This is a genomic window from Ktedonobacter robiniae, assembly GCF_016587375.1.
GTDB classification, from domain to species: domain Bacteria; phylum Chloroflexota; class Ktedonobacteria; order Ktedonobacterales; family Ktedonobacteraceae; genus Ktedonobacter; species Ktedonobacter robiniae.
In genome coordinates, this window is record NZ_BNJG01000003.1 from 1,373,753 (window position 1) to 1,395,642 (window position 21,890).

Here is a 21,890-nt window from a genome sequence, read left to right on the forward strand (position 1 = left end):
AGCGAACGAATGTACCAATAGCTGTATTATAGCATAGTAGGATGAAATATATCTACACAAGGGTTTTCCAAAAATACAGGATAATTTCGCCAGGCGGGCAGTTTTCGAGCCTGCCATAGCTGCTTCGTATCTGTATCTGTTTGTAGAAAGAGGCGCCATTGGGTTGGATCTTCTTCTATGTTTCCTATAAGCGAGTATATGTCCTCAAGCGAGTATATGTCCTCAAGCGAGTATATGTCCTCAAGCGAGTATATGTCCTCTGGCATATGTTGCCTCTCCTCTGCTGTTGTGCTTGTGTTCGCTGTGCTCATTATATGATAATAGTGTGTTGCTGTTGAAAGTAGATTAAGTTTTATGTGGAGTAAGTTTGTTTTCCTGGGGGCCTGGAAGGAAGCGTAGTATGCATGAGACGGAAGAAGACCTTGAGCGTCTGCAAACGTTGATGGAGAAAAGTATAGAGCAAGCGGGGACGTTCGTGCGGGAGTCACTCCAGATGCCAGAGCACTCACTCTCTGCTCGCCAGCTTGTCCATCTATGGCAGGAGCCACAGACGGTCGCTTTTGCTACAGTGACGAAGAAGGGGGAGCCGCGTGTCTCTCCCATAGGCGCTCTGCTGATTCATGGCTATTTCTATATTCCTACACTGGAGAGCGCGACTCGTACCCGGCATGTGGTAAATCGGCCTGGTGTGAGCTTTACCCTCTATCAGGGGAATGAGCTTGCCGTTATCGCCCATGGCAACGCCACCATCATCTGGCCCGATCAGGCAACCTTTGCTGAGGTGGAGTCTTGCATGCGCGAGTGCAGTGGCCAGGGTGTGAGCGATTGGGGCGAAGGCGTCTTCCTGCGTATGGACCCGGCTATCCTCTACACCTACGCCCGCGAACTCGAAGCCTACCCCGAAGAGTGAGCGATAAAAAAATCGGATCAATATTAGTGTGGAAGTGTGAGGAATAAAAAAAGCGGGCGACCCTTTGGCGTCGGATCGCTCGCTATACATGCTCTCTCTCGGGTGGTGTCAGAAAAACTGTAGAGGTTGGGGATAACCTCTACTCCCCATCGTCGTAGTGACTCAATGTATCGTCCCTTCGCTAAGTCACCCCAAGAAGTCCTGGAGCCTGCGGTCTCGGCAGGGATGCCCCAGTTTTTTTAGTGCGCGAAACTCCATCTGGCGTACAGCCTCGTGGCTTAAGCCCATTTTCTTTCCCGTCTCCGTTAAGCTATGCTCACCGTTCCCGTTTAACCCAAACCGTAGCTGAAGCACTTTCTTTTCTCGGGGTGTCAGACAATTCAAAATATCCTGAACCTGTTCTTGTAGGGTCTGGGTGAGGACCACACGCTCGGGCGAATAGATCGGATCATCCTCTAATACCTCGCTTAACGAAATTTCGTCGTCACCTCCTTTGCGCGGCATATCCAGGCTGATGGTCTCCTGGTTTGTTGAGAGCAGGGCAATAACCTCGGGGACGCTGATCTCCATCTGGATGGCCAGCTCTTCGAGCGTAGGCTCGCCCGTCTCTCCCTGCTGCATCTTGCGTTTTACCCGCCCCAGGCGTTTGATCTCTTCAATCTTATACAGCGGCACGCGGATCATGTGAGCCTGCTCCGAGAGCGCACGTGTAATGTACTGGCGGATCCACCAGGTGGCATAGGTGCTGAAGCGATAGCCCTTCTTATAGTCAAACTTGTCGACAGCGTGCATAAGTCCGAGATTGCCTTCCTGGATAAGGTCCATCAGGTCGACGCCAAAGCCTCTGTATTTCCTGGCGATGTGCATGACGAGACGCAAGTTGGCCTCAATGAGCTGGCGTTTAGCTTCCTGAGCTTCATTGTCGTCCAGGCGTGCCGAGCGTGAAAGACCGCGCTGTTTTCTGATGTTAGCCTGAGCCTTCTCAATGCGTTGAGCCAGGTTGGTGACCTCATCTTTTGAGAGTAGCTCTACCTGCCCGATCTCATAGCGATAGAAATGGGTGGAATCGCTGATATTCATCGCTTCGGGGTCAGCCTGAATACGGGTCGCGTGCGCTTCTCGACTCGTCACGGTCATGTCAATCATGAGAACTCCCTCCAACCGAAATCTAGCAAATACTGTTGTTTGATGGAAGTATAGGGGAAGGCCCTTTCTATGATCTCCCAATCTCCTTCCATGAAAATCAGCCCTCATGAAGGCCATGAGAAGACATTTTTTGAGCAATGGGTGGTGCCGCCTGGGTAGCCTGCGCCTACCCAGGCGGCACCACCCATTGCTCAAAAAGCATATATTTCTTATACCGGTCTTCTCTAAACGAATTTACGCTACGTGGAAGCAAATCTCATTTGAGAGAATTTGTCTGCTTATACGTTTATGCTTTGTAGGGGATAAAGCCTTGAGATTGAGGCTGTTGTTTACGCGCGGCATGTCTTACAATATCTACAATACAAGCAAAGCTTTTGATTACCACATTATCGCCTGGAGGGGGGCAAGGGCAATGGCAAACCAGCAACATTTAGATATTCTGCGCCAGGGCGTTGAGGCGTGGAATGCTTGGCGCGAGCAGGCACCGGGAATCAAGCCGGACCTGAGTGAGGCCACGCTCTGGGAGATCGACCTGATGGGGGCCGACCTGAGCCACACAAATTTTAGCGGGGCCAATCTTGTGCGTGCATCATTGCAGGGGGCGCGCCTCGAAAATGCCGTCTTCTATCGCACAAGCCTCTTCAAGGCCGATCTAAGCGAGGCAAGCATCCGCGAGGCCAACATGACAGGGGCCAATCTGAGTGGAGCCACCCTTCACAAGGCCGATTTGCAACGAGTTATTCTCTATCGCGCCACTCTCGCGGGGCTAACCTCTTTGACACCACGCTTCACGAGGCCAATCTCTGCCAAGCAGACGTGCGCAAGGCGAACCTCTCTATGGCCCGTATGCATCACACCGACCTGAGCGGGGCGAACCTGGCAGGCGCTATCTTGGAGGGCATTGATCTCAAGGACGCCGTGGCTCATAAAGCCAATTTTACTGGCGCCAACCTGAGCGATGGCTTGCTGGACCAGGCTAACCTGAGCGAGGCCGACCTCTCCAACGCCAACCTGCATAATAGTATTCTCGATGAGACCGATCTCTCCAAGGCCATTCTGCGCGGAACGACCTTGAGCAAGGCCAGCCTGATTGGCACAAAGCTGCGCGGGGCCACGCTGGAACGCGTCGATCTGAGCAACGCTAATCTTGTGCAGAGCGATCTACGCGAGGCTATGCTGGCTCACTGCCTGGTCTATGGCATTAACGCCTGGGACATTCAACTGGAGGGGGCGCGCCAGCAGGAGTTGATCATTACCAATGCCTCCGCGCACGAGCCGGTGATTACCGTGGACGACCTGGAGACGGGCCAGATGCTCTATCTCCTGCTCAAGCAGACGCACTCTCGGGTCGCCTTTGGCTGTGCCATGCCTAAAGGTGTGCTTGTCCTGGCGCGGCGTGATGGCGGTTATGAGGAGGCACAGAGCATCGCCGCCCGCCTGCGTGAACTAGACTATCAACCTATCCTGGTGGAGCTGAGTGCCGCGCAGGGCGAGAAAGCCTGGGAGATGCTCCAGCGCCTGGCAAGCGTCGTTGGTTTTGTCATAGCTGATATCGGCGGTCCCGAGATTGCGCCCGAATTGATCACACTCTCCCAGCGCGGGCAGACACCCATCATCCCTTTCGCCTCGGCGCGGGCGGACAGCCAGGCCCTGCGTGGTAGCGCTCTCTTTGCCCAACCCTGGGTCTATCGTCCCCCCTTCTTCTACCAGCAGCCCGAAGAACTGAGTACCACCCTGCCCGAGCGTATGGTCTCGACCGCCCGGAGCCGCCTGCAAGAGCGCCAACAACTGCTTGAGCGCCTCTTCCCTCACCTTAATGAGGAGTAAAGCCTGCTACTGGCGCACACGACTACCGATTGGGTGGTTGCTTGAGAGTCCATGTTAAGCATGGACCCTACAAGGTGCTCCCAATTTTGGGCGTTCAGTTCCATAATTTGTCTTCTCTCATGAGAAGGCTCTTTGCCTGAGCCCTTCTAAGAAGAAGTGTATGGATGTTTCGACCTGCTTGGCCCACTGGTTGGCCTCTGGATCGACAAAAAACAACAAAGCCAGGCCCTCGTATAGCGCGACCAGGGATGTTGCTGCTGCTTGTGTATCGACGGCACGGAACTCGCCCTGTTCGATACCACGCTCAATGAGATGGGCCAGTTCCTGGCGATAGTCCTGATAATATTGCTTAAGGAACTGGCGGACTTCCTGATCACGTCCGGCAAGGGCATAAAACTCAAAGGCGATGGGCATCATCCTGGCCATCCATTGCATGGCTTGTACCAGTTGACGAGTAAGGGTGATTATTTGCTCAGTAACGCTGCCCTCTTGATGAGCTTCAACAAATGTCTGTAGCAGCTTGAATTCCTGGGCAAAAAAGTACTTGAGCAAGGCCGCAACGATGGCATCTTTACTTTTATAGTAGAGATACAAGGCTCCTTTCGAGAGGCCAGCTTGTCCGGCAATATCCTCCATTCGGCTCTGGTCAAATCCCAGGCGAGCAAACACAGCGATGGCGGCCTCCAGGATCTGATTTTTTCGTTCTTCACTAACATCGAGACGGGGAGACATACTTACCTCCAACTCTTTATTTGTACTATTGGACACCAATAGTGCGCTCCGAACCTGCCCTGGTGTTTCTTTTCGCTCATACATTGCCTCCTGTGCCAGGAGGGAGAACTTCAAAGGTAACCATTATGCTATGATGGGCAATGGCGCGGAGATCCTCCTCTGTTCCATCGGTTTGATAGCCAAGTAAACGCAAAACGAGGCGTAGTAGATGAGGGTATCTGGCGGCATACGCCAGCAAGAGAGCTTCGGCTTCCTCGGGCGCTGGACGTGTGGTTTGAGCGTGAAAAGAGTGGTTTCCGATCTGAATCTTTACCTGTGGTGTTTTCTCCACGTTTTTCACCCAGTCTGATTGTTTTCTCCAACCGGAAAATACCGTATATTTCCCGGCTGTTTTGTCGGCCCGAATCACTTCCAGAACCGTTGTACGCGGTAGGCCACTTTTGCGACCAATATGAGTGAGCAAGAGGAAGCGGCTCTGGAGCAACCATCCCAGATGGAGGCGATAGAGCCAGAGAGGGAGTCGCCAGAGGATGCGGGCGAAGCCACGTGGAGGATGGGTGTCCCTGATATATACAGTCATACACATCTCCTTTAGGACTAAATACCTGTAGTCATCAGCACATTCCACGAAAGGTTTTTGGAAAAGAAAGGCTATATTGGAATAATAACTGACTGGTCAGTTATTATTGTAACTGGATTACGAGTATCTTGTCAATGATTATAATGTGCTGAGATATAACACTGATCTAATGTTGTGCTTAAGTTTTTACGGTCCCTTGCCGAACAAGATAAGCGAGACACAACACATGATTTTTCTTTCAGTGGCTACGGAAGTCTCTTAAAAACGTAGCAATGTGAGATTTTTTATGTTATACTGTCACCAGACACTGTATTGGTGCATAGTTGCTCAAATTCGAGATGACCTTCTGTTATGAGACCCTTGTTTTGAAGCTGCGCGCGCGATACAGAGATTAGTTTATCGGGAAACTTTCCCTTTGTTTAGAATTGAGAGTAACACATGTCTTTAAGTGACCAGGTACTGTATTGCCGCGACTGCAATCAGGAATTCATTTTCACCGTTGGAGAGCAGGAATTTTTCGCTAGCCGTGGTTTGACCAACACCCCCACACGTTGTCCTTCTTGCCGTTCCGCGCGCAGACAGTCTGGTGGTCGTCGTGACAGCTTCGGGTCTCAGGGTGGCGGCGGTTACCAGCAGCGTGAGCCTCGCCAGATGTACACAACTGTTTGTGCGAGCTGTGGTAACGAAGCCCAGGTTCCTTTCCAGCCTCGCGCTGATCGTCCTGTCTACTGCCGTGATTGCTATCAGGCGCAGCCTTCTTCTCAGCGTTCCTCTGGCGGCAGCAGCCGCGGTAGATCGCGCTGGTAAGCCTGATGAGTCAAGTTATTGTAGGACCAGACGATTCCTTCGAGTTTGCCCTTAAGCGCTTCTCACGTAAAGTGCAACAGGCGGGTACCCTGGCAGAGGCACGTAGACGCAGATTCTACGAAAGTCCCCAGGAGAGGCGCAAACGCAAGGCGGAAAGCTCCAAACGCCGTCAGCGTCGCAGCCGCTAAGTCGCTTGTCCAAACAAAAAAACAAAGACTATCCCGTCACCTACTCAGGTGGCGGGATGCTCTTTTTTGGCACGATAACAGAAGAGCGAGTGTGAGAAATATCCATAGAGGCCATGCTTATGGCAAGCCATGAGCATGGCCTCTATTATTTGCTTATTCCCAGATGAGTTCCATCTCGGGGACGTGGTTGTGTTTGATGACGAAGCCGAGCTTTTCGTAGACGGGCTGACCGTCCTGGGTGGCATAGAGACAAATGCGGTGCGCACTGGTCGTTTTGATGAAGGCGAGCATGTCTTGCAGGATGCGCGTGGCGAGGCCGTGTTTGCGCCAGGCGGGGGTGGTGTACATGTTTAAGATGAGGGCTTCTTTGCCAGAGAAGTGCCTGGGCGAGGGTGGCTTCTCGATGAAGATGAGGCCGCCACACGCGACGATCTCGCCCTCGGCCTCGGCGACCCAGCTATGGTAGCTTTCGTCGGCGATCTTTGCCAGGAAGTATCTGTGGCACTCTCCCTCCAGGGCGGAGAAGATGGCTTCGTCCTTAACTTTGCGCGTCTCGCGCAGGAAGTCCAGGCGCAGGCGCACGAGGGCCTCAAGGTCTTCAGTGGTGGCTTTGCGGAGTGTGGGGACAGTCTGTATACTCATATAAGATGCTTTACCTTTGTTCTAGATGAGAGATATGTATAGCTTAACCTCTCTCATTCTAGCACATCAATAACCTAAACATCGGGAAGGCCCGCCGCCCGTGCAGGAGGACTGAGGTAGGTGCGCGGCCGTGCCCCCGAATGGGGGTTTTCTCCGGCATGGGCATGAGAACCGATGTTTGCTGTCAACGCGGTGCCTCGGTAGAGCCACATTAACTGATGAACGAGGGGGTATCCGTTATCTTTTTGCGGACACCCCCTCGTTCACCAATTATTTTTCGTCACTCTTTCAAATATTCTGGTAGGTCAATCTTACGACGCCGTTACCAAACGTCTTTGTTTCTAGCAGTTTGAGGTTGACTTTCTCCTGGAATAAGGGCGCTCCACTGCCAACAAAAACAGGATGGACATACAGAACATATTCATCAATGAGGCCAGCCTTCGCAAAACTTTGAATGAGGCTGGCACTCCCAATAATCATCATATCCTTGCCAGACTGCTGTTTGAGTTTTTGCATCTCTTCCAGAGCATGCTCTTTGACCACTCTTGCGTTGTTATAGGTGCCCCAAGGAGCGCTTTCCAGTGTTTTGGAAAAGACCAGTTTGGGTTTCGGATTAATATGGTCAGCTAAGAACGGTTCCTCCTCCTTTGTCTTCTCAGGCCAGTAACTGACCATGCCGTGATAGGTGACCCGTCCCAATAAAAAGGTGTCGACCGACTGTTGGCCTTCACCCAATGCTTGCGCGATTTCATCCGTGTAGATCTTTTCCACCCAATCCATCTCAAGGCCAGGCCCTGAAACGAAGCCATCAAGAGTCATAAACTCGACTGCAATTATTTTTCTCATGCGGATTTCTTTCTGTAATCTGGTCCATTCCGGCTAGATATGGACCCTCACCGTAATCGAGGGTGGGAACTGCGACGCGTTAGACGTCATAGGTGTCGTGCAGGCGGAGCCATCCCATTGCCGAGGTCGTGCTGCGACCGGATGGCTCTTCCCAGTCCTCCTGCCGTCCGAGTGGGGTTAGGTCGAGATATTTGTACGTTCCAAGGAGCAGTTCGTTACCACGGTCGAACGTCGAGTACGTGTGAAAGATGTTCTCGTCCACGCGCAGGAAGACGCTCGTCGCCGAGACCTCGCCATCTTCTTCCGTGGCATGAAAGTCATAGTTGAAATTGCTGCCATACGAGGAGACCCACGGAAGAGTCCAGCCCATGCGCTTTTTGAATGGCTCGATCTTCGCCAGGGGCGCACGCGAGACAACAACCAGCGAGGTATCGCGGGCGTGCAGGTGGGCCAGGTGACCGACGTTATCGATCAAGAACGAGCAGCCCTTACAGCCCTCATCCCAGTCTGGACCAAACATGAAATGGTAGACAATCAACTGACGACGCCCCTCAAAGAGGTCCAGCAAACTCGCCTTGCCGTCCGGTCCCTCGAAGAGGTACTCTTTCTCAACCTTGACCATGGGTAGCCTGCGCCGTTCAGCATTGAGTTTGTCTAGCGCACGGGTGGCTTCCTTTTCCCTGGTGAGCAACTCCTGGCGCGCAGTGAGCCACTCGTCTCGTGAGACAATTGGTGGATAGTTCACGATATTCTCCTTTGGTTTGATGATTGGATTGCTCTGCTTCTCCCTTGAGTCGTCATCTGGAGGGCGCGTGCAAAGAGCAAGCACAGACAATCTACCAGAAGTCGATCAGGAAAACTTCTTCTATCTTGCTTACATCTCTGTGTGGCCAACCTTTCGAGTAATCGGCACTTTTGAAGCTCTCTCCCAGCACTGCCAACGGGTCCATGAAGCGACCGTGGAAACAGGGTAAGCTTGATCTGGTACATGGACAGGCCGATGAGATCCGCGTCAAGGGTCGGAAGATAGTCGCGTGGATGGGGTTAGCCATGATGGTTTCCACGCGGTTCTCAACGCGGTGCCTCTGGTGGGGTATTAAAATCTTGTATAAAATTGCGTGTTTCACCCAATTCTCCTAGTGGCGCTGGTTCTTTTTCAAGGGGTTCCTCTGGTATAATGTAAGGGATTATTTCATTTTAAAGGCATAGATGGCCCATCAGGCGCGTAAGTCGTACCATGATATGTAAGCGCGTGCTTTAGCAGCGTGGCTCCCCTCATGACGTTTCGCGTATTTCATTGTATACTTCGGCGGTGTAGCTTCTTATGCGGAAACCAACGCCACTGTCGTGGCTAGCGCTCCGCGCTCAGGTTCCCTGAATAGGAAGAGGAGAGTTCGTGGGATGAATAGCAAAACGACATATCATCAACAAGTCAGCTATTGTGGTAAGCCACGCTGCCGTAAGTGCCGCGAGGGGACGGGTCATGGGCCGTACTGGTATGCGTATAAGACGGTCGATGGGCGCACCACGCGTACATATATTGGTAAAAACCTGCCGCCGGAGATTCAGGCCCAGCTTGAGGGTCGCTCCGAGACCTCCGCGCTGGCGGAGGCCAGTTCGCAGTCGCAGGCCCTGGTCCGCATCTATGTGCTGGGCCAGTTTCGCCTGGAGCGCCGTTCTCCCCGCTCGGGCGAGTGGCAGACGGTGACGGAGTCGACCTGGCAGCACCAGCGAGTGCGCGCCCTGCTGGCGTCCCTGGTCTGCGCAAATGGGCGCAAGATGGGCCGTGAGCAGATTATTGAGATGCTCTGGCAAGACCTTGATTATGAGACGGCCTCCAATCGCCTGGATCGCGCCGTCTATAGCCTGCGCCAGCTCTTTGAGCCACAGCGTAGCCGTCCCGCGACCTCTCCACTCCTACTGACCGAGCGTGAAGTCCTGGTCCTGGGTGATCAATCCCAGGTCTGGATCGATGCCGATGCCTTTGAGCAGTTGTTAACTCAGGCCAATGCATTGATACATAGCGATCCAGGGCAGGCCGAGAAGCGCCTGAACGAGGCGGCGACGCTCTATGGCGGCTCCTTTCTTCCCGAGATGCGCAAGATGGAGTGGTCTGGTGCGCGCCGCAGCTCACTACAAAGGAGCTGGATCGGCATGCTGTTGGAGCTGGCTGATATGCGCACCCAGCGCGAAGCCTTCCAGGACGCCATCATACCTCTTGACCGCCTGCTCGCGGTCGATCCCACCAATGAGGCCGCTGTACAGCGCATAATGAAGCTGCTGGTCCACCTGGACCGGCGCGGCGAGGCTTTGCGCGCATATAAGCACCTGGCCCAGGTCCTGCGCCAGGAATATAATATTGTGCCTTTACCGGATACGCGCCAGCTCTATGAAGATCTTAAGCGCGGCAATAAGAGCGTCGCGACCGAGGTGCGCGGTTCAGCCATAGGAGTTGCCGAGCAGGTCGCGAGCGTCCAGGCCACGCGCACCAGTGGTACGGAGAGCAGCCCGGCCATCCAGATTGGTCGTGCCCACCAGAGTCCCTTGATTGGTCGCGAGAAGGAGCTGGCGATCCTGCGCGAGATGGTGGAGACGACCGAGCATGCCGCGCGTTTCAAGCTGACAGTGCAGAAGAAGACCATCGCCTCGACCCTGGATACACCGCGTCGCCCACAGTGTGGTGTGCTAATGGGTGAGGTTGGCATCGGCAAGACGCGCCTGGCCGAGGAGCTGAGCCGCGAGGCACGGGGCAAGAGCTGGGCCGTAGCCTGGAGCCGCGTCTATGCCCAGGAAGGCTCGATCCCCTATCGCCTCTGGACCGAGGTATTGCGTAAGGCCACGACCCAGGGAGCCTGGCAGCGCCAGGAGCTGACGCGCCGCCCCCTTGTCTTCCAGCCGCTAACCGCGCTCCTGCCCGAGCTGACGGAGTTCCTGCCGCCCGTGGCGCTGACGCCGCCCCTGCCACCCGAGCAGGAGCAGCTGCGCCTCTGGGAGGCCGCGCGCGAACTGCTCACACTTATCAGCGAGAGCACACCCCTGATTATAGCCCTCGACGACCTACAATGGGCCGATGGCAGCAGTTGCGAGCTGCTGGCCTACCTGGCGCGGCGCATCCAGGGCTACCCCATCGTTATCGTCGGCACCTGCCGCGATAACGAACTCCCGCTCAATCATCCGCTCAAGGCCCTACTTACCGACCTACAACGTGAGCATGCCGTCGAGACCGTCAGCCTGGAACCCCTGGAGACGGAGCAGATCAGCACGCTTGTCTCCTATGTCTCCAATATTTCGCAGCCACTCGCGCAGAGCATCAGCAAACGCGCCGATGGCAACCCCTTCTTCGCCGAGGAGCTGGCGCGTGGCCTCGGCGCACAGTTGGCGACCGCCGCCGCCGGCAATGGCCAGAACGGGAACGGCCACACTACAGTAAGGAGCGCATTGAACAAGGTCAATGCCAATGGCGAGGAGCCGCTGCCCGACACCATCTCCGCCGTGCTCGACCTGCGCCTGGAGCGCCTGAGCGATGCCTGCCGCCGCCTGTTGCAGAAGGCCGCCGTTCTGGGTGGTTCCTTCCAGTTTCAGGTCATCTGTGCCATGGAGGCCAACACGCCCGACATGGACGAAGACCTCGTGCTCGACCTGCTTGAAGAAGGCCTGACCTCTGGCATGCTCACCGAAGAGGGCACGGGCACCCGCGTCACCTACCAGTTCTGGCATCCCCTGCTCGTCAGCCACCTCTACGACAGGCTCTCAGCCGCGCGCCGTGCCAGCCTGCATCGCCGCGCCGCCGATGTCTTCCAGCAGATGTACGGCGACCACGAGGAGCACGCCGCAACCATCACCGACCACCTCGTCAAGGGTGGGTCCGTCTCCAGCAAAATCGCGCACTTCGCTGAGCTAGCGGCCCGCTTCTCCTACAGCCTCTCCGCCTATCCCGACGCCGAGAAGCACTACAAGATCGCCCTCGAAAACCTCGATCGTATCACCCAGAACCAGGAGCACTACGCGTATTTGCTAGAGTGCCTGGGAGAATGCACCCGTGTACAGGGAAAATATGAGGAGGCGCGAGGCTTTTATGAGCAAGCTTTGGAAGAGCGTAAAAGGCTTAACGGCTATGTATCAATTTCTAAAGATGAGGCTCAACTACAAGCGTTACTATGCTGTGAAATTGGTGTCACCTGGTACGATGTGGGTAACAGTGTTAATGCTCAAAACTATTATTTAGAAAGCGAAGAAATACTCAAGGCCTCAGATATAACTACAGGTTATGTATGGGCTTATCTTCGCTACCAGGAGAGCCATATCAGTTGGAGAGAAGGCAACTATAATAAGGCGAGAATGAACACGGAAGAAGCACTCCGCCTGTTTCAAGAGGCCGAACAAGTACAAGCACACAAGGTGCCGTTCCAAGATCTTTCAACTCAATTACGTCGTATTTTATCTGGAGACACTGTTACTCTTGGTCGCATACATAATTTATTAGGTATGATAGAAGCGACTGGAGGACGTAGCGGCGATGGTTTAAGTCACTATAGCAAAGCGTTAACTTTGTTTGAACAATATGAGAGAGCAAGAGATATTGCGCTAATATCTTGTAACATGGGCGATGTTCTTCTAAGAAGAGCTGAGTTTGAACAGGCTCAATCTGTTTTAAGACGTTCTTTAAATCTTGCTGAACGTGTAGGGGAAGCACCACTTGTGGCCTTTGTATATGGTAATCAAGGGGTGTTAGATACGCGTATTGGGAGTTTGATCGATGCAGAGAATGAGCTTAAGAAATGTTTAGAGCTGGTAGAGAGATTAAATGAGCCTGCCTCAATTAGTGTATGGTGTATGTATCTTGCTGTTGCTTTACAAGAGCAAGGCAAGCTTATAGAGGCATCAAAAATGCTTCGCAGAGCTTTGGGAATTTGCCGTTCTATGGGCATTATCCCATATATTGGTATAGCATTTGTAGATATTGGCAATCTGCGTATTGCTCAAGCTCTAGCCAGTGAAGATACACAGCAAAAGCCAATGCTGAGAAAAGCAAAGAGTACGCTGGAGAGAGCATTAAGCCTTGAGGGGCTGGAGGCTGAAACGAGAGCGGAGGGCCAGTTGGCTCTTGCTAAAGTTTTGCTGTTAATGAGAGAACATGAAAAGGCTTCCGAACATGTGAACCAAGCCTCTGTTAATATCAATAAATATGAGCTTATATGGCTACAATGCCTAGAGCAGCGAATTCTCGGTAGCGTAAAAGAGTATGCTACGAATATAATAGAAGCGGCTCAATGCTATGATCATGCCTTGAGCGCTTCACGTAAGTATGGTATGCGCCTTGAAGAGGCTCACACACTCTTGAGTTATGGGCAACTCCTGCTTAAGAAGTATGCTGATCTCGCAAACCACGAAGAGCAAGGCTACCAGCGTGGCATGCGCTATTTGCAAGAAGCCCTGCGCATCTTCAAAGAATGTGGCGCGGAGCTGGATGCCCAGCGCGCCGAGAAGATCCTCGAAGAATCCTACCCCACGTTATAGGCGCCCCGTTTACGGCGCACAAGGCGATTTATCGCATGGATATAAGGTTGCGATCAACCATATGGCCTTGGGGCCGTCATTCATGCAAATTCTGCCTTGCGGTAAAAGACGTGACTCTGTACTCGGGCGATAAATCGGGCGTCTATGGTATTGGTGTGTGGGCGTGTGTGGTGATTGGTTGTGGCATTGGTGTGTGGGCGTGTATGGTGATTGATTGCCCAGGAACCCGTGCAGACATCCAAGAATTTGACGATGTTCACCTCAGAATGATATGTCCCTAACAACTTGTAATCCTCAGCGACGAAAGCGACGATAGCCGTCCATCTCTACGATCCCCCGCGCCTGGCGAGGCATGTCCGCAACGCGTGAAAATTGTGATCAAAAGGCCGCGCTAAAGCCCCCTTATCCGGTATTATTCTCTCACAAGGATATGACGCAGGCGAAACCAGAAACTAAAAAACGCTAAAAAAGGTCAGTACCAGGCTCGCCCACCGTCATCGCTTAGTACCGCACCCTTTGATCCTTAGCTCGCTGGCCTGCATACCTGGTATCGTCGACCAGGGCAGGCACCCATGACACACCCGTCCGCACCCAGAAAGGATGTGCCACCCATGAGTCTCGCACTGCGCAAAAACCAGATGTTCGCCCTCTTCCTGCTCGCCATCTTGACCCTGATCGTCGTTGGCCTTGTCGCCTTCAGCACCATTGCTCACATCAACTTGTGGCATGCATTCACTTCTTTAGACTTCAAGCCTAATGTGGTATATCCCCACAGCTAGAAGTTAATTCTTTGGCCAACAGCACTTATTATCTGCGACAAGCCGTATGATCGGGCGAACCGCAGGGACGCAATTTTAGCGCTCGCCAGCCAGTATATCGAGGACCAGGCCTGTTGAAAGGATGGTTAGCATGTCACATTACGATTAGCCAGGCAACATCTCATCTTGACACTACTCCGTCTCGGGCATTGCCCGACACCGCGCGAACGAGAGGACCATCCCTAGTGAGCCAGGGATGGTCCTCTTTTGTGGGTGGGCTGCCCATGCAGGAGGGGCCTTGGTAGTGCGAGAGGCCCGCTGCCCATGCAGGCGCGAATGGTAGGTGCGCGGTTTACAAGCACCTACCATTCGCGCCTGCTACATTGCTATCGCCTGACCTGGTTGAGGATGGAGCGGGTCAGGCTCATGAAGACGAAGAAATTGGGGATTTTAGCAACGGAGATGGTGGACCAGTTGAGCCACTTGCCCTCTTTACGGACAGAGACAATACCGCGATTGACGCCGAACTCTTTGATCTCGTGCCAGGGAATGGTCTCTTTGCTATTGCTCACACCTTGCCGGCTTACACTGAGAGGGCCGAAGTTGAGGACCTGGCCCGCATTATAGGCGGCCAGGGCGCGTGGTAGCATAAAGGTGGTTATAGCATCGCTCAGGGCATCGCCGAGCTTTCCCACTTCTTTGAATTTATTATTGAAGATGACCTTATGCCCGTCCAGGCGTTGGATTGTATATTTATGCGTCGTACCAGTATAGATGCCGTTGCGATAGTGCTTGGTGACCTCTTGCCACATGCCCTGGATCTGGTCCCAGCGGAAGGGGTCCGCTTGACTGCCCTTCATAAGCAGGAAGCCTTGCTCACAGAGATAGACTCGCCAGGACATATGTATCAGGAAATCTACAACATAGTAGATCAGCAATATGAGGCCTAACAGAAAAAAGATGAGCATTACATTGCTACTGTCATTGCCTGCTTTCACGAGAAAAAAGCCGAAGAAAAGTGTTATAGCCAGCCCTAAGATGATTCCGCTAATATAATGTCGGTTTAAGCCCACCTTGAACTCTGAGTGGTAAGCGCCTAGTTGATAAGTGCTTATCGCCTGTTGCGCGGCGGGAGAAAGGGTTGGACCTGCTTGATATGGATAGGCCATAGAAGTGGTTTCTCCTTAAGAATAGATGTACTCACAGGCGCCACTGGCGCGATATGCATATAAATTAACAGATCAGCTGAGATTTGACTAGAGTTTTTATCTATTTTTATTACAAATGTGAGGTAATACCACTTCTCGCACCTGCGGTGCTCGCTGGGTAAGGGTTATTGGTGGGAGAGTCGGCTTCTCACCACACTATAACATCATACTCCGCAGAGGCCTTTGCGGTAGGCGGCGGGTGAGACACCAATATGGCGCGTGAAGATGCGCGTGAAGTAATAGCGGCTACCAAAGCCGCTGGCGGTGGCGATCTGCTCGATGCTCTGGTTGGTCATCAGGAGTTGCTGCTCGGCCTGTTTGACGCGCTGCTCCTGGATATACTGGACGGGGGTGCGGCCCATGCTCAGGCGGAAGCAACGGATGAAGTAGTCAGGGGTCATATGGCAGAGCTGCGCTAAGATAGCGTTGGAGAGCGTATCCTCAAGGTGAGCCTCGATATATTGTAGCGCGGGGAGAATTGGCTCGATGGTCTCAGATTGTAGCAGATAACGCTGGATTTGCTCATCCGTCAGGTTCTGGAGATAGAGTAGCAGTGCCTCGTAGAGGATAGCTTTAATGCGTAACTGTAGGAAGAGATCCAGCTTTTGTTGCTCTAATTCGGTGCGGAGTGAGCATACGGCCTCTTCTAGTGCGGGTCCGGCTGGTAGGCAGATGGGGTTGGTAAAGTTTTCCTGTTGCATTTGGTAAGGGAGGCCTAGCATGTCAAAGTGGACATACAGGTGCCCAACGCTTTGCAAGAGATTGGTGGAGAAAGGTACCTTGGCAGGTATGAAATACAGGCGTCCCTGTTCCAGGGTATAGTGCTGTCCCGCGTGTTCAATCCATGCTCCATCGGCGTCATTGCAATAGAAGCGCCAGAAACTGCTATAGCGCGTGGGAAAGCGCCAGAAGGGTGGCTCCAGGCGTACAACGTGATAGGCCAGGAGCCGGATATGAACGTGGTCAAGCATCTAAATCCCTCGATTAAAACCTGCCTGAGTAGAGAAACAGGCCGGAATCGGACACAACTGGTTCGAATCTGAGTATACCATTGAGACGCCGTAGAGTGTACTCTTTATGAAAGAAGCCAGCGTGGTTTATTGGTACATCCAATAAGCTGTATGGTCCAAGCTCGCTTGGACTAATAGGCAAAGCTAAGAAGCAAGAAAGGTCTCTCAATGAGTCAGACTCGCCAGCAAATTCTGATTCTCCACCTGGCGCTGCCCAGCCTGGAATCAGACACAGTTGCCTGGGCGCTCTACGATGGAGCTACACCCAGTGGAACCCTTCCAATGCAGTCGGGTGATTCCTATGAACCTCCCTATTCCTCAGTTCTGGAGGCCATGCGCGATGGCTGGAATGTAATTCAGGTGCCGCCGCTCCCTCTCTATATCCATGGATATGAGCACGAAAGTGGACATCTGCCTTATGAGTATGTTTTGGAACGAAAGGTGGCGCTTCATGAGTAATGTAGAACGACAGCATCTCCTGACGGCCAGTCAGATGGCGTATTTTGTCACCTATGGCTACTTGCAGCTTGATGAACTGGTGCCGCGTCCATATAATGAGGCTGTGCTGGCAGATGAGAAGCGTATGCCAGATGCAGGCTATCATTTCTGGCAGCGTTCAGAGGCTGTACAAGCCGTGTTTGATCTACCCCAGGTCAAAGGCGCTGTACAGAGCTTCGTTGGCGTCGATCCCGCTTATGATCACTCCTATCTCCATATCGTTGGCCCAAAGGGCCTCAAGGCCCAGGAGTGGCATGCTGACTCCGTGATTGATACACGACCCTTTGCCTTCGACATCCAGGCCTTCTACTTCTCCCATGATACCCCTGCCGAGATGGGGCCGACACTGATCCTGCCTGGTTCACACCTGCGGCGCGTTAATACTAGCAGCATCGCCCGCTACAAGAATATCGTCGGCCAGCGTCAGCTCGCCGCCAAAGCGGGTACGATTGTCTTTATGCACCAGGCCATCTGGCACTGCGCCCAGCCCAATCATACCGACCAGACGCGCTACGTCTTCAAGCTGCGCCTGCATCCCCGGCAGCAGCAGCGCAACCTGTTTAACACCGAGGGCTATCAAGATCCCGAGGCCACGAGCATCATTGAGCGTGGCTATCTGCCCTGGCAAGGGAACGAGGCCCGCCTGGAACATATCATGCGTGCCCGCTTCTGGCGCTATGTGACCGGCGATGACCTCGTCGATGTCTCCTTTGAAAAGGCCCTGACGCGCATGGCGCTTGAGTAGAATAAATGCCAAGAAACGGGTTGAGGCCAAGCTAGCCTGGCCTCAACCCGTTTCTTGGCATTTATTCTATATAAATTTAGGCGGCTGGGACGGTGAACTGGAGTTCGCCGCTGCCGATGCCCAGGGGTTCACCTGTGGATTGAATCTTCAAATTCCAGGTGCCTGGCTTGCCGAGCCAGTCCTCGGTAATGGCGATTGACATGCCTTTGAGGGGATCCCATTTGCCGGTAAGCTTGCCATTGTCGACCTCATAGATCTCGGTCTTGCTTCCATTGACTGTGGCTGAATACGTTCGCTCGGGAGGAGTATTCACTGCCTCTTCGGGTTTCACGGAGAGGTAGGTCGCGCTCAGGGTGACACAGACCTGGGTGAGCTTCAAACGGTGTCCGTTGATGACGAGGTTCTGATTGGGAGTCGCGACCCGCTTTTCGCTTTGCATTGGCACGGTAAAGTTGAAGAATGTGGTCGGGAAGCTTGTACCTACAGGATCTTCCCTGGTGGCACCTCCGACCGCTAAGAATGTGGCCGTGATTTGAAGCTGTTTCGCGTTAATCGCATCCTGTGGTATAGAATAGGAGTCCAGGAAAAATGTTTGCTTGCTCTTCTGATCATAGTAAGAACCGCCACCATGTGACGTATAGCCAGCTACAGGATCGTATATGTATGTCTGGTTGCCATCCTGAATAGTCAACTTAGATATGGAAGCGCCACCATCATATCTCTGGCTGATGTTGCCGGTTTCGACATACTTAATGAGCAAGCGGTTGGCGTCCGCGTAGGCGGAGATCAGTGTGAGCTTATGATCGTTGATGGTTGCTGAATCTTGTAGCGGTGTCTCTTTGCCCTGTAAACAAACCGCGTGCTCGCCGTTATCGGGAATATAGTTTCCATCTGCGAAAACGTGAGAGCAATCAACCTTCACTTGTGGTTGGGTTGTGACGTTGCTGGAGCCAGTCGTTGTTGATGGGTTGGCGTTCCGGCGTGCGTTCAGCAGGAGTGCGGCGCTGCCAACCAGAACGGCGACGACCAGGACGGCGGCGATGGTATTGAAAAGGCGTGAGATATGGCGCCACCTGGGTTTGCGCTGAGATGCAAGATCCTTCTTGCGTGAACTGGTTGCCTCAGATTGAGGAGCATTATCGATCATCATCGTCTTCCTTTCATGATGTTCGCGTATTTCTGCGAATGTAAGGATATTTGTTTCCTGGTGTGAAGGCTGCAAGCGGCTCTCCAGGAGCTTGCGCACGCGCTGTAGCGACTCCTCGTTTGCCAGCTTATCATCACTCTGGGTGTGATACATCTGCTGGAGATCCTCCACCAGGTACCTTGCCTTGGTATCCAGGTAGCGAGCAGGCTGTTCGATCTGCTGATCGAGTTGCTCCTGTTGGAAATCTTTGCTATGCTCAGTCATCAGAAACTCCTTTCTGCTCGCTCATCGTCGTAGACGCTACGTAGCAGTTTTAGCGCGCGATAGAGTAAGGCGCGAACTGCGCTCTCACTTTTCGATATCACCTGAGCAATCTCCGCACAGCGCATATCCTCGCCAAAGCGCAACTGCAAAACTTCGCGTTGCATCTCTGGCAGGTTTCGCACATACCTTTGTAGTTGTTGGTACTCCTCCTGGCGCAGGGTTGCCTGTTCAGGTTCACGTTCCTCGCGCTCATAAATACGCTCCTCGACACCAACAAGCGACACCTGGGGAAAGCGTCGTGAGCGACGATAGTGGTCAACGACCTTGTTACGGGCTATGGCCATAATCAATGGGCGTAATGAACGTTCATCCTGTCGTAAAGCTGACCCTTTTTCTAGAACAACAGTAAATACCTCCAGCAATATATCTTCCGCATCTTCACGCGAACCTAGCTGCCTCAGCAGGTATGCCAACACAGCCGGAGCGTGCCTCTCGTAAAGATCCATTGATTGCTCAGGGACCAGGCCGGGTTGTTGCATTGCTTACTCCACTATTCTTGAGATCTCATTAGTATATTCGCAAAAACGGGCAAAATAACGCGCAGTCTTACGAATGTATTGCCTACTTTCGCGCCTACGGCGCTCAAGGTAGGATGTGTGAGCGTGTGGCACTGGCATTCGCCAGTGCCACACGCTCACACATCCTACATACAGGCGAGCTTGCGAGCCGAGGTGGAAGAGAAGATACGCAAGAAAATCTTAAAAAATTGGCTTAAAAAATTGGTATATACATATTGACATTAGTATGAGGATTGGGTACACTCATGTATAAGTTCACTTGTATTTAGTGTTTTCCTGCTATCCGTGCCATTCAACGTATCATTCACCTTGCTCATTTTTCGGCTGCAAAAAAGCCTTTTTGTAGCCTGGAGGGCTGTGCCCTAAAACTTGTGTGAACGGTGGACCTGTCTACCGAATGTATGTAAGTAAGTGAGTTGGGAAGGTGTGATGGGTTGCATAGCTGGATCAAAGCGCAATTGGGATCGACTGACAGCGGTAATGTTTGCCCGCAAGGATTGCTGGCAATACCTAACGCAAGGAGTGACGCATGTCGAAAAAGAAGCTGTTGCGCCTGGGCGCACTCTCCCTGGTTGGATTGTTTCTCTTCTCTCTTCTGATCGCTATCGCCGATAAACCATCTACGGCGAGGGCGGCCTTCAACACAAACTGGTATAACGCGGCCCCCTATGTCATGCCTCTCGCCAACAACCCTCCCAGCCTGACATCGGTGATGTCGGCGAGCGGGGTCAAGGCCTTTACCCTGGCCTTTATCGTGGCCAACGGTGGTTGTACCCCTGCCTGGGAGACAGATGCCGGGATGGATAATGTCTCCTCTGATACGCAGATAGCTCCCATTATCAACGCGATTCGCGCGGCTGGCGGGGATGTCGTGGTCTCCTTTGGCGGCTATAATGGCAATAAGCTTGGACAGACCTGCGGCACGCCCCAGGCGACCGCCGCCGCGGAGCAGGCCATCATTAACAAGTATAGTCTCCACGCCCTCGACTTTGATCTGGAGGAGCCAGAATACGAGAACGCTACTGCCATCAATAACGAGCTGGCTGCGGCCCAGATTCTCCAGGCCAATAATCCCGGCCTCTACGAATCGATTACCATTCCTGGTACCACCAGCGGCACAGGCTACTTTGGTCAGCAACTGCTCAACAACGCGAAGACGCTGGGCTATACCCCCAACAACTACGCGATTATGCCCTTCGATGGCGGCTTTAGCGGCGCAAGCAGCCAGATCAGCGCCTTGCAGAGCTTTAACACAATTCTGATGAATACCTTTGGCTGGAGTAGCGCGACTGCCTACGCACATGAGGGCATCTCATCGATGAATGGTCGGACCGATAGCGCGGAGTACTTCTACCAGTCGGATTTCCAGACCGTGCTCAACTTTGCCGAGAGCAACCACCTGGCGCGTTACACCTTCTGGTCGGTCAACCGGGACCGCCAGTGCAATCCCCCCGATAACAATGGTTCACTCTCGGGTACCTGTAGCAGCGTGCCACAAAGCGATTGGGACTTCACCAAGATTATTGTGCAGTTTGCGGGTGCAACACCACCTCCACCGACTCCCACACCCTCGCCCACATCAGGCTCCACGCCGACACCCACGCCTACTAAGACCGTGACCCCAACTCCCACGCCCGGTGGTTCATGTGCGGGTGTTGCCGCGTGGCAGTTGAATGTCGCCTACGTTGGAGGAAATCGCGTGACCTATAACGGCTCCCTCTGGCAGGCCAAATGGTGGACAGAGAATGATGTCCCTGGAGGCGCGGCTGGCGTCTGGACCCTCATCTCATCCTGCTAGCTAATAGCAAACAGAAACGCCAGGTTGACGGAGCGCCGTCAACCTGGCGTTTCTATTAGCCTTAGTTCTCTTCGGTGTAGCGTGCCAGTGAGTTAACAGTCTCTTGCAGTTCTTCTTGCTTGAAGCCCATGGCCTGGGCCAGGCCCTCGGCATCGGGACCTTCAATCTCAATAATATGCGTAATCTGCGTGCCATTGGCCAGCGGGGTCAGCACATGGCGACCGATGATGGCTGTGTCTGGTCCAACAGGCGTGCGATCCACAAATTGGCAACCTTCTTCAACGAGGAGCAGCGAAAAAGGCATCTCTGGCCCTCCCTCGGGCTGCAAGACGCCAGATGTGCCAGTGGCGAAGGGGCCATCTGGCCGATAGAGGACCAGGCCCTTATCCCATCGGGGCCAATTGGCGACATCTTTATAAGCAGCCCAGACATGTTCAGCCGTGGCACTGGTCTGTATTGTTGCAGAGATAGTCCACATAAACGCTTAACTCCTATTTTTTCATAATTAGCACTATTGCATATGCTGATGATACTATCATAGATGAGCTTTAGTATGCAAGCAATGATTTAAGAGTAGTTTTTCTGTACTTCTCGGCAAATGAGGAAATGTCTGCCCGCATAGGCGCGTACGTAAGTAGCGCACTGCAACCAATGAGTGGGCAGTGCGCTACTTACGTACGCGCCTACGT

21 protein-coding genes and 1 pseudogene are annotated in these 21,890 nt (G+C 53.2%); 9 read left to right on the forward strand and 13 right to left on the reverse strand.

The features are described 5' to 3' along the window. Window positions 1-26: 26 nt before the first annotated feature. Entirely contained in the window at window positions 27-266 is a 240-nt protein-coding gene (locus tag JMJ04_RS38535; protein ID WP_201375663.1) for a hypothetical protein, read from the reverse strand. A 134-nt stretch (window positions 267-400) separates the two neighbouring features. On the opposite strand from JMJ04_RS38535, the gene JMJ04_RS38540 reads away from it, so the two are divergent. Continuing rightward, window positions 401-910 carry a pyridoxamine 5'-phosphate oxidase family protein gene (locus JMJ04_RS38540; RefSeq protein WP_201375664.1) on the forward strand — a complete coding sequence of 170 codons (510 nt, stop codon included), beginning with the start codon at window positions 401-403 and terminating at the stop codon, window positions 908-910. A gap of 186 nt (window positions 911-1,096) precedes the next feature. Here the strand turns inward: JMJ04_RS38540 and JMJ04_RS38545 are convergent, their stop codons facing one another. Then, window positions 1,097-2,056, reverse strand: a complete 960-nt coding sequence (locus JMJ04_RS38545) for a sigma-70 family RNA polymerase sigma factor (RefSeq protein ID WP_201375665.1) — start codon at window positions 2,054-2,056, stop codon at window positions 1,097-1,099. Between the two features lie 412 nt (window positions 2,057-2,468). On the opposite strand from JMJ04_RS38545, the pseudogene JMJ04_RS38550 reads away from it, so the two are divergent. Then, a pseudogene (locus tag JMJ04_RS38550) lies at window positions 2,469-2,804 on the forward strand (pentapeptide repeat-containing protein); the annotation flags it as partial. Between the two features lie 89 nt (window positions 2,805-2,893). Further along, window positions 2,894-3,883: a pentapeptide repeat-containing protein gene (locus JMJ04_RS38555; protein WP_201375667.1), complete on the forward strand. Its 990-nt coding sequence runs from the start codon at window positions 2,894-2,896 to the stop codon at window positions 3,881-3,883. A 117-nt stretch (window positions 3,884-4,000) separates the two neighbouring features. Here the strand turns inward: JMJ04_RS38555 and JMJ04_RS38560 are convergent, their stop codons facing one another. Then, window positions 4,001-4,615: a TetR/AcrR family transcriptional regulator gene (locus JMJ04_RS38560; RefSeq protein ID WP_201375668.1), complete on the reverse strand. Its 615-nt coding sequence runs from the start codon at window positions 4,613-4,615 to the stop codon at window positions 4,001-4,003. A gap of 76 nt (window positions 4,616-4,691) precedes the next feature. Beyond that, entirely contained in the window at window positions 4,692-5,195 is a 504-nt protein-coding gene (locus JMJ04_RS38565; protein ID WP_201375669.1) for a nitroreductase family deazaflavin-dependent oxidoreductase, read from the reverse strand. A gap of 438 nt (window positions 5,196-5,633) precedes the next feature. On the opposite strand from JMJ04_RS38565, the gene JMJ04_RS38570 reads away from it, so the two are divergent. Both JMJ04_RS38570 and rpsU read left to right on the forward strand, forming a co-directional pair. Beyond that, window positions 5,634-6,002: a zinc-ribbon domain containing protein gene (locus JMJ04_RS38570; protein ID WP_201375670.1), complete on the forward strand. Its 369-nt coding sequence runs from the start codon at window positions 5,634-5,636 to the stop codon at window positions 6,000-6,002. A 5-nt stretch (window positions 6,003-6,007) separates the two neighbouring features. Beyond that, window positions 6,008-6,190, forward strand: a complete 183-nt coding sequence (gene rpsU, locus JMJ04_RS38575) for a 30S ribosomal protein S21 (protein ID WP_007919684.1) — start codon at window positions 6,008-6,010, stop codon at window positions 6,188-6,190. 153 nt (window positions 6,191-6,343) lie between these two features. On the opposite strand, the gene JMJ04_RS38580 is transcribed toward rpsU, so the two are convergent. The 3 genes from JMJ04_RS38580 to JMJ04_RS38590 all read right to left on the reverse strand — a co-directional run bounded on the left by JMJ04_RS38580 (window position 6,344) and on the right by JMJ04_RS38590 (window position 8,423). Then, complete coding sequence (locus tag JMJ04_RS38580; protein ID WP_201375671.1) at window positions 6,344-6,832, reverse strand: GNAT family N-acetyltransferase; 489 nt, start codon at window positions 6,830-6,832, stop codon at window positions 6,344-6,346. Between the two features lie 288 nt (window positions 6,833-7,120). Then, window positions 7,121-7,678 (reverse strand): dihydrofolate reductase family protein, encoded by a 558-nt coding sequence (locus JMJ04_RS38585; RefSeq protein ID WP_201375672.1) that lies wholly within the window; start codon window positions 7,676-7,678, stop codon window positions 7,121-7,123. 79 nt (window positions 7,679-7,757) lie between these two features. Next, window positions 7,758-8,423 carry a DUF899 domain-containing protein gene (locus tag JMJ04_RS38590; protein WP_201375673.1) on the reverse strand — a complete coding sequence of 222 codons (666 nt, stop codon included), beginning with the start codon at window positions 8,421-8,423 and terminating at the stop codon, window positions 7,758-7,760. A 656-nt stretch (window positions 8,424-9,079) separates the two neighbouring features. On the opposite strand from JMJ04_RS38590, the gene JMJ04_RS38595 reads away from it, so the two are divergent. Continuing rightward, window positions 9,080-13,195 (forward strand): DUF6788 family protein, encoded by a 4,116-nt coding sequence (locus JMJ04_RS38595; protein WP_201375674.1) that lies wholly within the window; start codon window positions 9,080-9,082, stop codon window positions 13,193-13,195. A gap of 494 nt (window positions 13,196-13,689) precedes the next feature. On the opposite strand, the gene JMJ04_RS38600 is transcribed toward JMJ04_RS38595, so the two are convergent. The 3 genes from JMJ04_RS38600 to JMJ04_RS38610 form a co-directional block, all read right to left on the reverse strand. Next, window positions 13,690-13,923: a hypothetical protein gene (locus tag JMJ04_RS38600; RefSeq protein WP_201375675.1), complete on the reverse strand. Its 234-nt coding sequence runs from the start codon at window positions 13,921-13,923 to the stop codon at window positions 13,690-13,692. Window positions 13,924-14,339: 416 nt separating this feature from the next. Beyond that, entirely contained in the window at window positions 14,340-15,122 is a 783-nt protein-coding gene (locus tag JMJ04_RS38605) for a DUF6585 family protein (RefSeq protein ID WP_201375676.1), read from the reverse strand. A 203-nt stretch (window positions 15,123-15,325) separates the two neighbouring features. Beyond that, window positions 15,326-16,132: an AraC family transcriptional regulator gene (locus JMJ04_RS38610; RefSeq protein WP_201375677.1), complete on the reverse strand. Its 807-nt coding sequence runs from the start codon at window positions 16,130-16,132 to the stop codon at window positions 15,326-15,328. A 207-nt stretch (window positions 16,133-16,339) separates the two neighbouring features. Between JMJ04_RS38610 and JMJ04_RS38615 the strand changes: the two genes are divergently transcribed. Together JMJ04_RS38615 and JMJ04_RS38620 are read left to right on the forward strand one after the other, a co-directional pair. Beyond that, complete coding sequence (locus JMJ04_RS38615) at window positions 16,340-16,630, forward strand: hypothetical protein (protein WP_201375678.1); 291 nt, start codon at window positions 16,340-16,342, stop codon at window positions 16,628-16,630. Further along, the gene (locus JMJ04_RS38620; protein WP_201375679.1) at window positions 16,623-17,414 is read left to right on the forward strand and encodes a phytanoyl-CoA dioxygenase family protein; all 792 of its coding nucleotides are present in this window, start codon (window positions 16,623-16,625) and stop codon (window positions 17,412-17,414) included. The genes JMJ04_RS38615 and JMJ04_RS38620 overlap by 8 nt, the downstream gene beginning before the upstream one ends. A gap of 76 nt (window positions 17,415-17,490) precedes the next feature. Here JMJ04_RS38620 and JMJ04_RS38625 read toward each other — a convergent pair whose 3' ends face one another. Continuing rightward, window positions 17,491-18,825, reverse strand: a complete 1,335-nt coding sequence (locus JMJ04_RS38625; RefSeq protein WP_201375680.1) for a hypothetical protein — start codon at window positions 18,823-18,825, stop codon at window positions 17,491-17,493. Continuing rightward, window positions 18,825-19,364: an RNA polymerase sigma factor gene (locus JMJ04_RS38630; protein WP_201375681.1), complete on the reverse strand. Its 540-nt coding sequence runs from the start codon at window positions 19,362-19,364 to the stop codon at window positions 18,825-18,827. Before JMJ04_RS38630 ends, JMJ04_RS38625 begins: the two co-directional genes overlap by 1 nt. 568 nt (window positions 19,365-19,932) lie before the next feature. Here JMJ04_RS38630 and JMJ04_RS38635 point away from each other — a divergent pair. Next, on the forward strand, window positions 19,933-21,201 hold the full coding sequence (locus tag JMJ04_RS38635; RefSeq protein WP_201375682.1) for a chitinase: 1,269 nt from the start codon (window positions 19,933-19,935) through the stop codon (window positions 21,199-21,201). Window positions 21,202-21,262: 61 nt separating this feature from the next. On the opposite strand, the gene JMJ04_RS38640 is transcribed toward JMJ04_RS38635, so the two are convergent. After that, complete coding sequence (locus JMJ04_RS38640; protein ID WP_201375683.1) at window positions 21,263-21,679, reverse strand: SRPBCC family protein; 417 nt, start codon at window positions 21,677-21,679, stop codon at window positions 21,263-21,265. Between the last annotated feature and the right edge of the window lie 211 nt (window positions 21,680-21,890).

What these genes read in the sequence shown, in the direction of transcription:
- JMJ04_RS38535 (WP_201375663.1), bottom strand. Translation starts at nt 266, where the DNA reads ATGCCAGAGGACATATACTCGCTTGAGGACATATACTCGCTTGAGGAC.
- JMJ04_RS38540 (WP_201375664.1), top strand. Translation starts at nt 401, where the DNA reads ATGCATGAGACGGAAGAAGACCTTGAGCGTCTGCAAACGTTGATGGAG.
- JMJ04_RS38545 (WP_201375665.1), bottom strand. Translation starts at nt 2,056, where the DNA reads ATGATTGACATGACCGTGACGAGTCGAGAAGCGCACGCGACCCGTATT.
- JMJ04_RS38555 (WP_201375667.1), top strand. Translation starts at nt 2,894, where the DNA reads ATGGCCCGTATGCATCACACCGACCTGAGCGGGGCGAACCTGGCAGGC.
- JMJ04_RS38560 (WP_201375668.1), bottom strand. Translation starts at nt 4,615, where the DNA reads ATGTCTCCCCGTCTCGATGTTAGTGAAGAACGAAAAAATCAGATCCTG.
- JMJ04_RS38565 (WP_201375669.1), bottom strand. Translation starts at nt 5,195, where the DNA reads ATGACTGTATATATCAGGGACACCCATCCTCCACGTGGCTTCGCCCGC.
- JMJ04_RS38570 (WP_201375670.1), top strand. Translation starts at nt 5,634, where the DNA reads ATGTCTTTAAGTGACCAGGTACTGTATTGCCGCGACTGCAATCAGGAA.
- rpsU (WP_007919684.1), top strand. Translation starts at nt 6,008, where the DNA reads ATGAGTCAAGTTATTGTAGGACCAGACGATTCCTTCGAGTTTGCCCTT.
- JMJ04_RS38580 (WP_201375671.1), bottom strand. Translation starts at nt 6,832, where the DNA reads ATGAGTATACAGACTGTCCCCACACTCCGCAAAGCCACCACTGAAGAC.
- JMJ04_RS38585 (WP_201375672.1), bottom strand. Translation starts at nt 7,678, where the DNA reads ATGAGAAAAATAATTGCAGTCGAGTTTATGACTCTTGATGGCTTCGTT.
- JMJ04_RS38595 (WP_201375674.1), top strand. Translation starts at nt 9,080, where the DNA reads ATGAATAGCAAAACGACATATCATCAACAAGTCAGCTATTGTGGTAAG.
- JMJ04_RS38600 (WP_201375675.1), bottom strand. Translation starts at nt 13,923, where the DNA reads ATGCCACAAGTTGATGTGAGCAATGGTGCTGAAGGCGACAAGGCCAAC.
- JMJ04_RS38605 (WP_201375676.1), bottom strand. Translation starts at nt 15,122, where the DNA reads ATGGCCTATCCATATCAAGCAGGTCCAACCCTTTCTCCCGCCGCGCAA.
- JMJ04_RS38610 (WP_201375677.1), bottom strand. Translation starts at nt 16,132, where the DNA reads ATGCTTGACCACGTTCATATCCGGCTCCTGGCCTATCACGTTGTACGC.
- JMJ04_RS38615 (WP_201375678.1), top strand. Translation starts at nt 16,340, where the DNA reads ATGAGTCAGACTCGCCAGCAAATTCTGATTCTCCACCTGGCGCTGCCC.
- JMJ04_RS38620 (WP_201375679.1), top strand. Translation starts at nt 16,623, where the DNA reads ATGAGTAATGTAGAACGACAGCATCTCCTGACGGCCAGTCAGATGGCG.
- JMJ04_RS38625 (WP_201375680.1), bottom strand. Translation starts at nt 18,825, where the DNA reads ATGACTGAGCATAGCAAAGATTTCCAACAGGAGCAACTCGATCAGCAG.
- JMJ04_RS38630 (WP_201375681.1), bottom strand. Translation starts at nt 19,364, where the DNA reads ATGCAACAACCCGGCCTGGTCCCTGAGCAATCAATGGATCTTTACGAG.
- JMJ04_RS38635 (WP_201375682.1), top strand. Translation starts at nt 19,933, where the DNA reads ATGTCGAAAAAGAAGCTGTTGCGCCTGGGCGCACTCTCCCTGGTTGGA.
- JMJ04_RS38640 (WP_201375683.1), bottom strand. Translation starts at nt 21,679, where the DNA reads ATGTGGACTATCTCTGCAACAATACAGACCAGTGCCACGGCTGAACAT.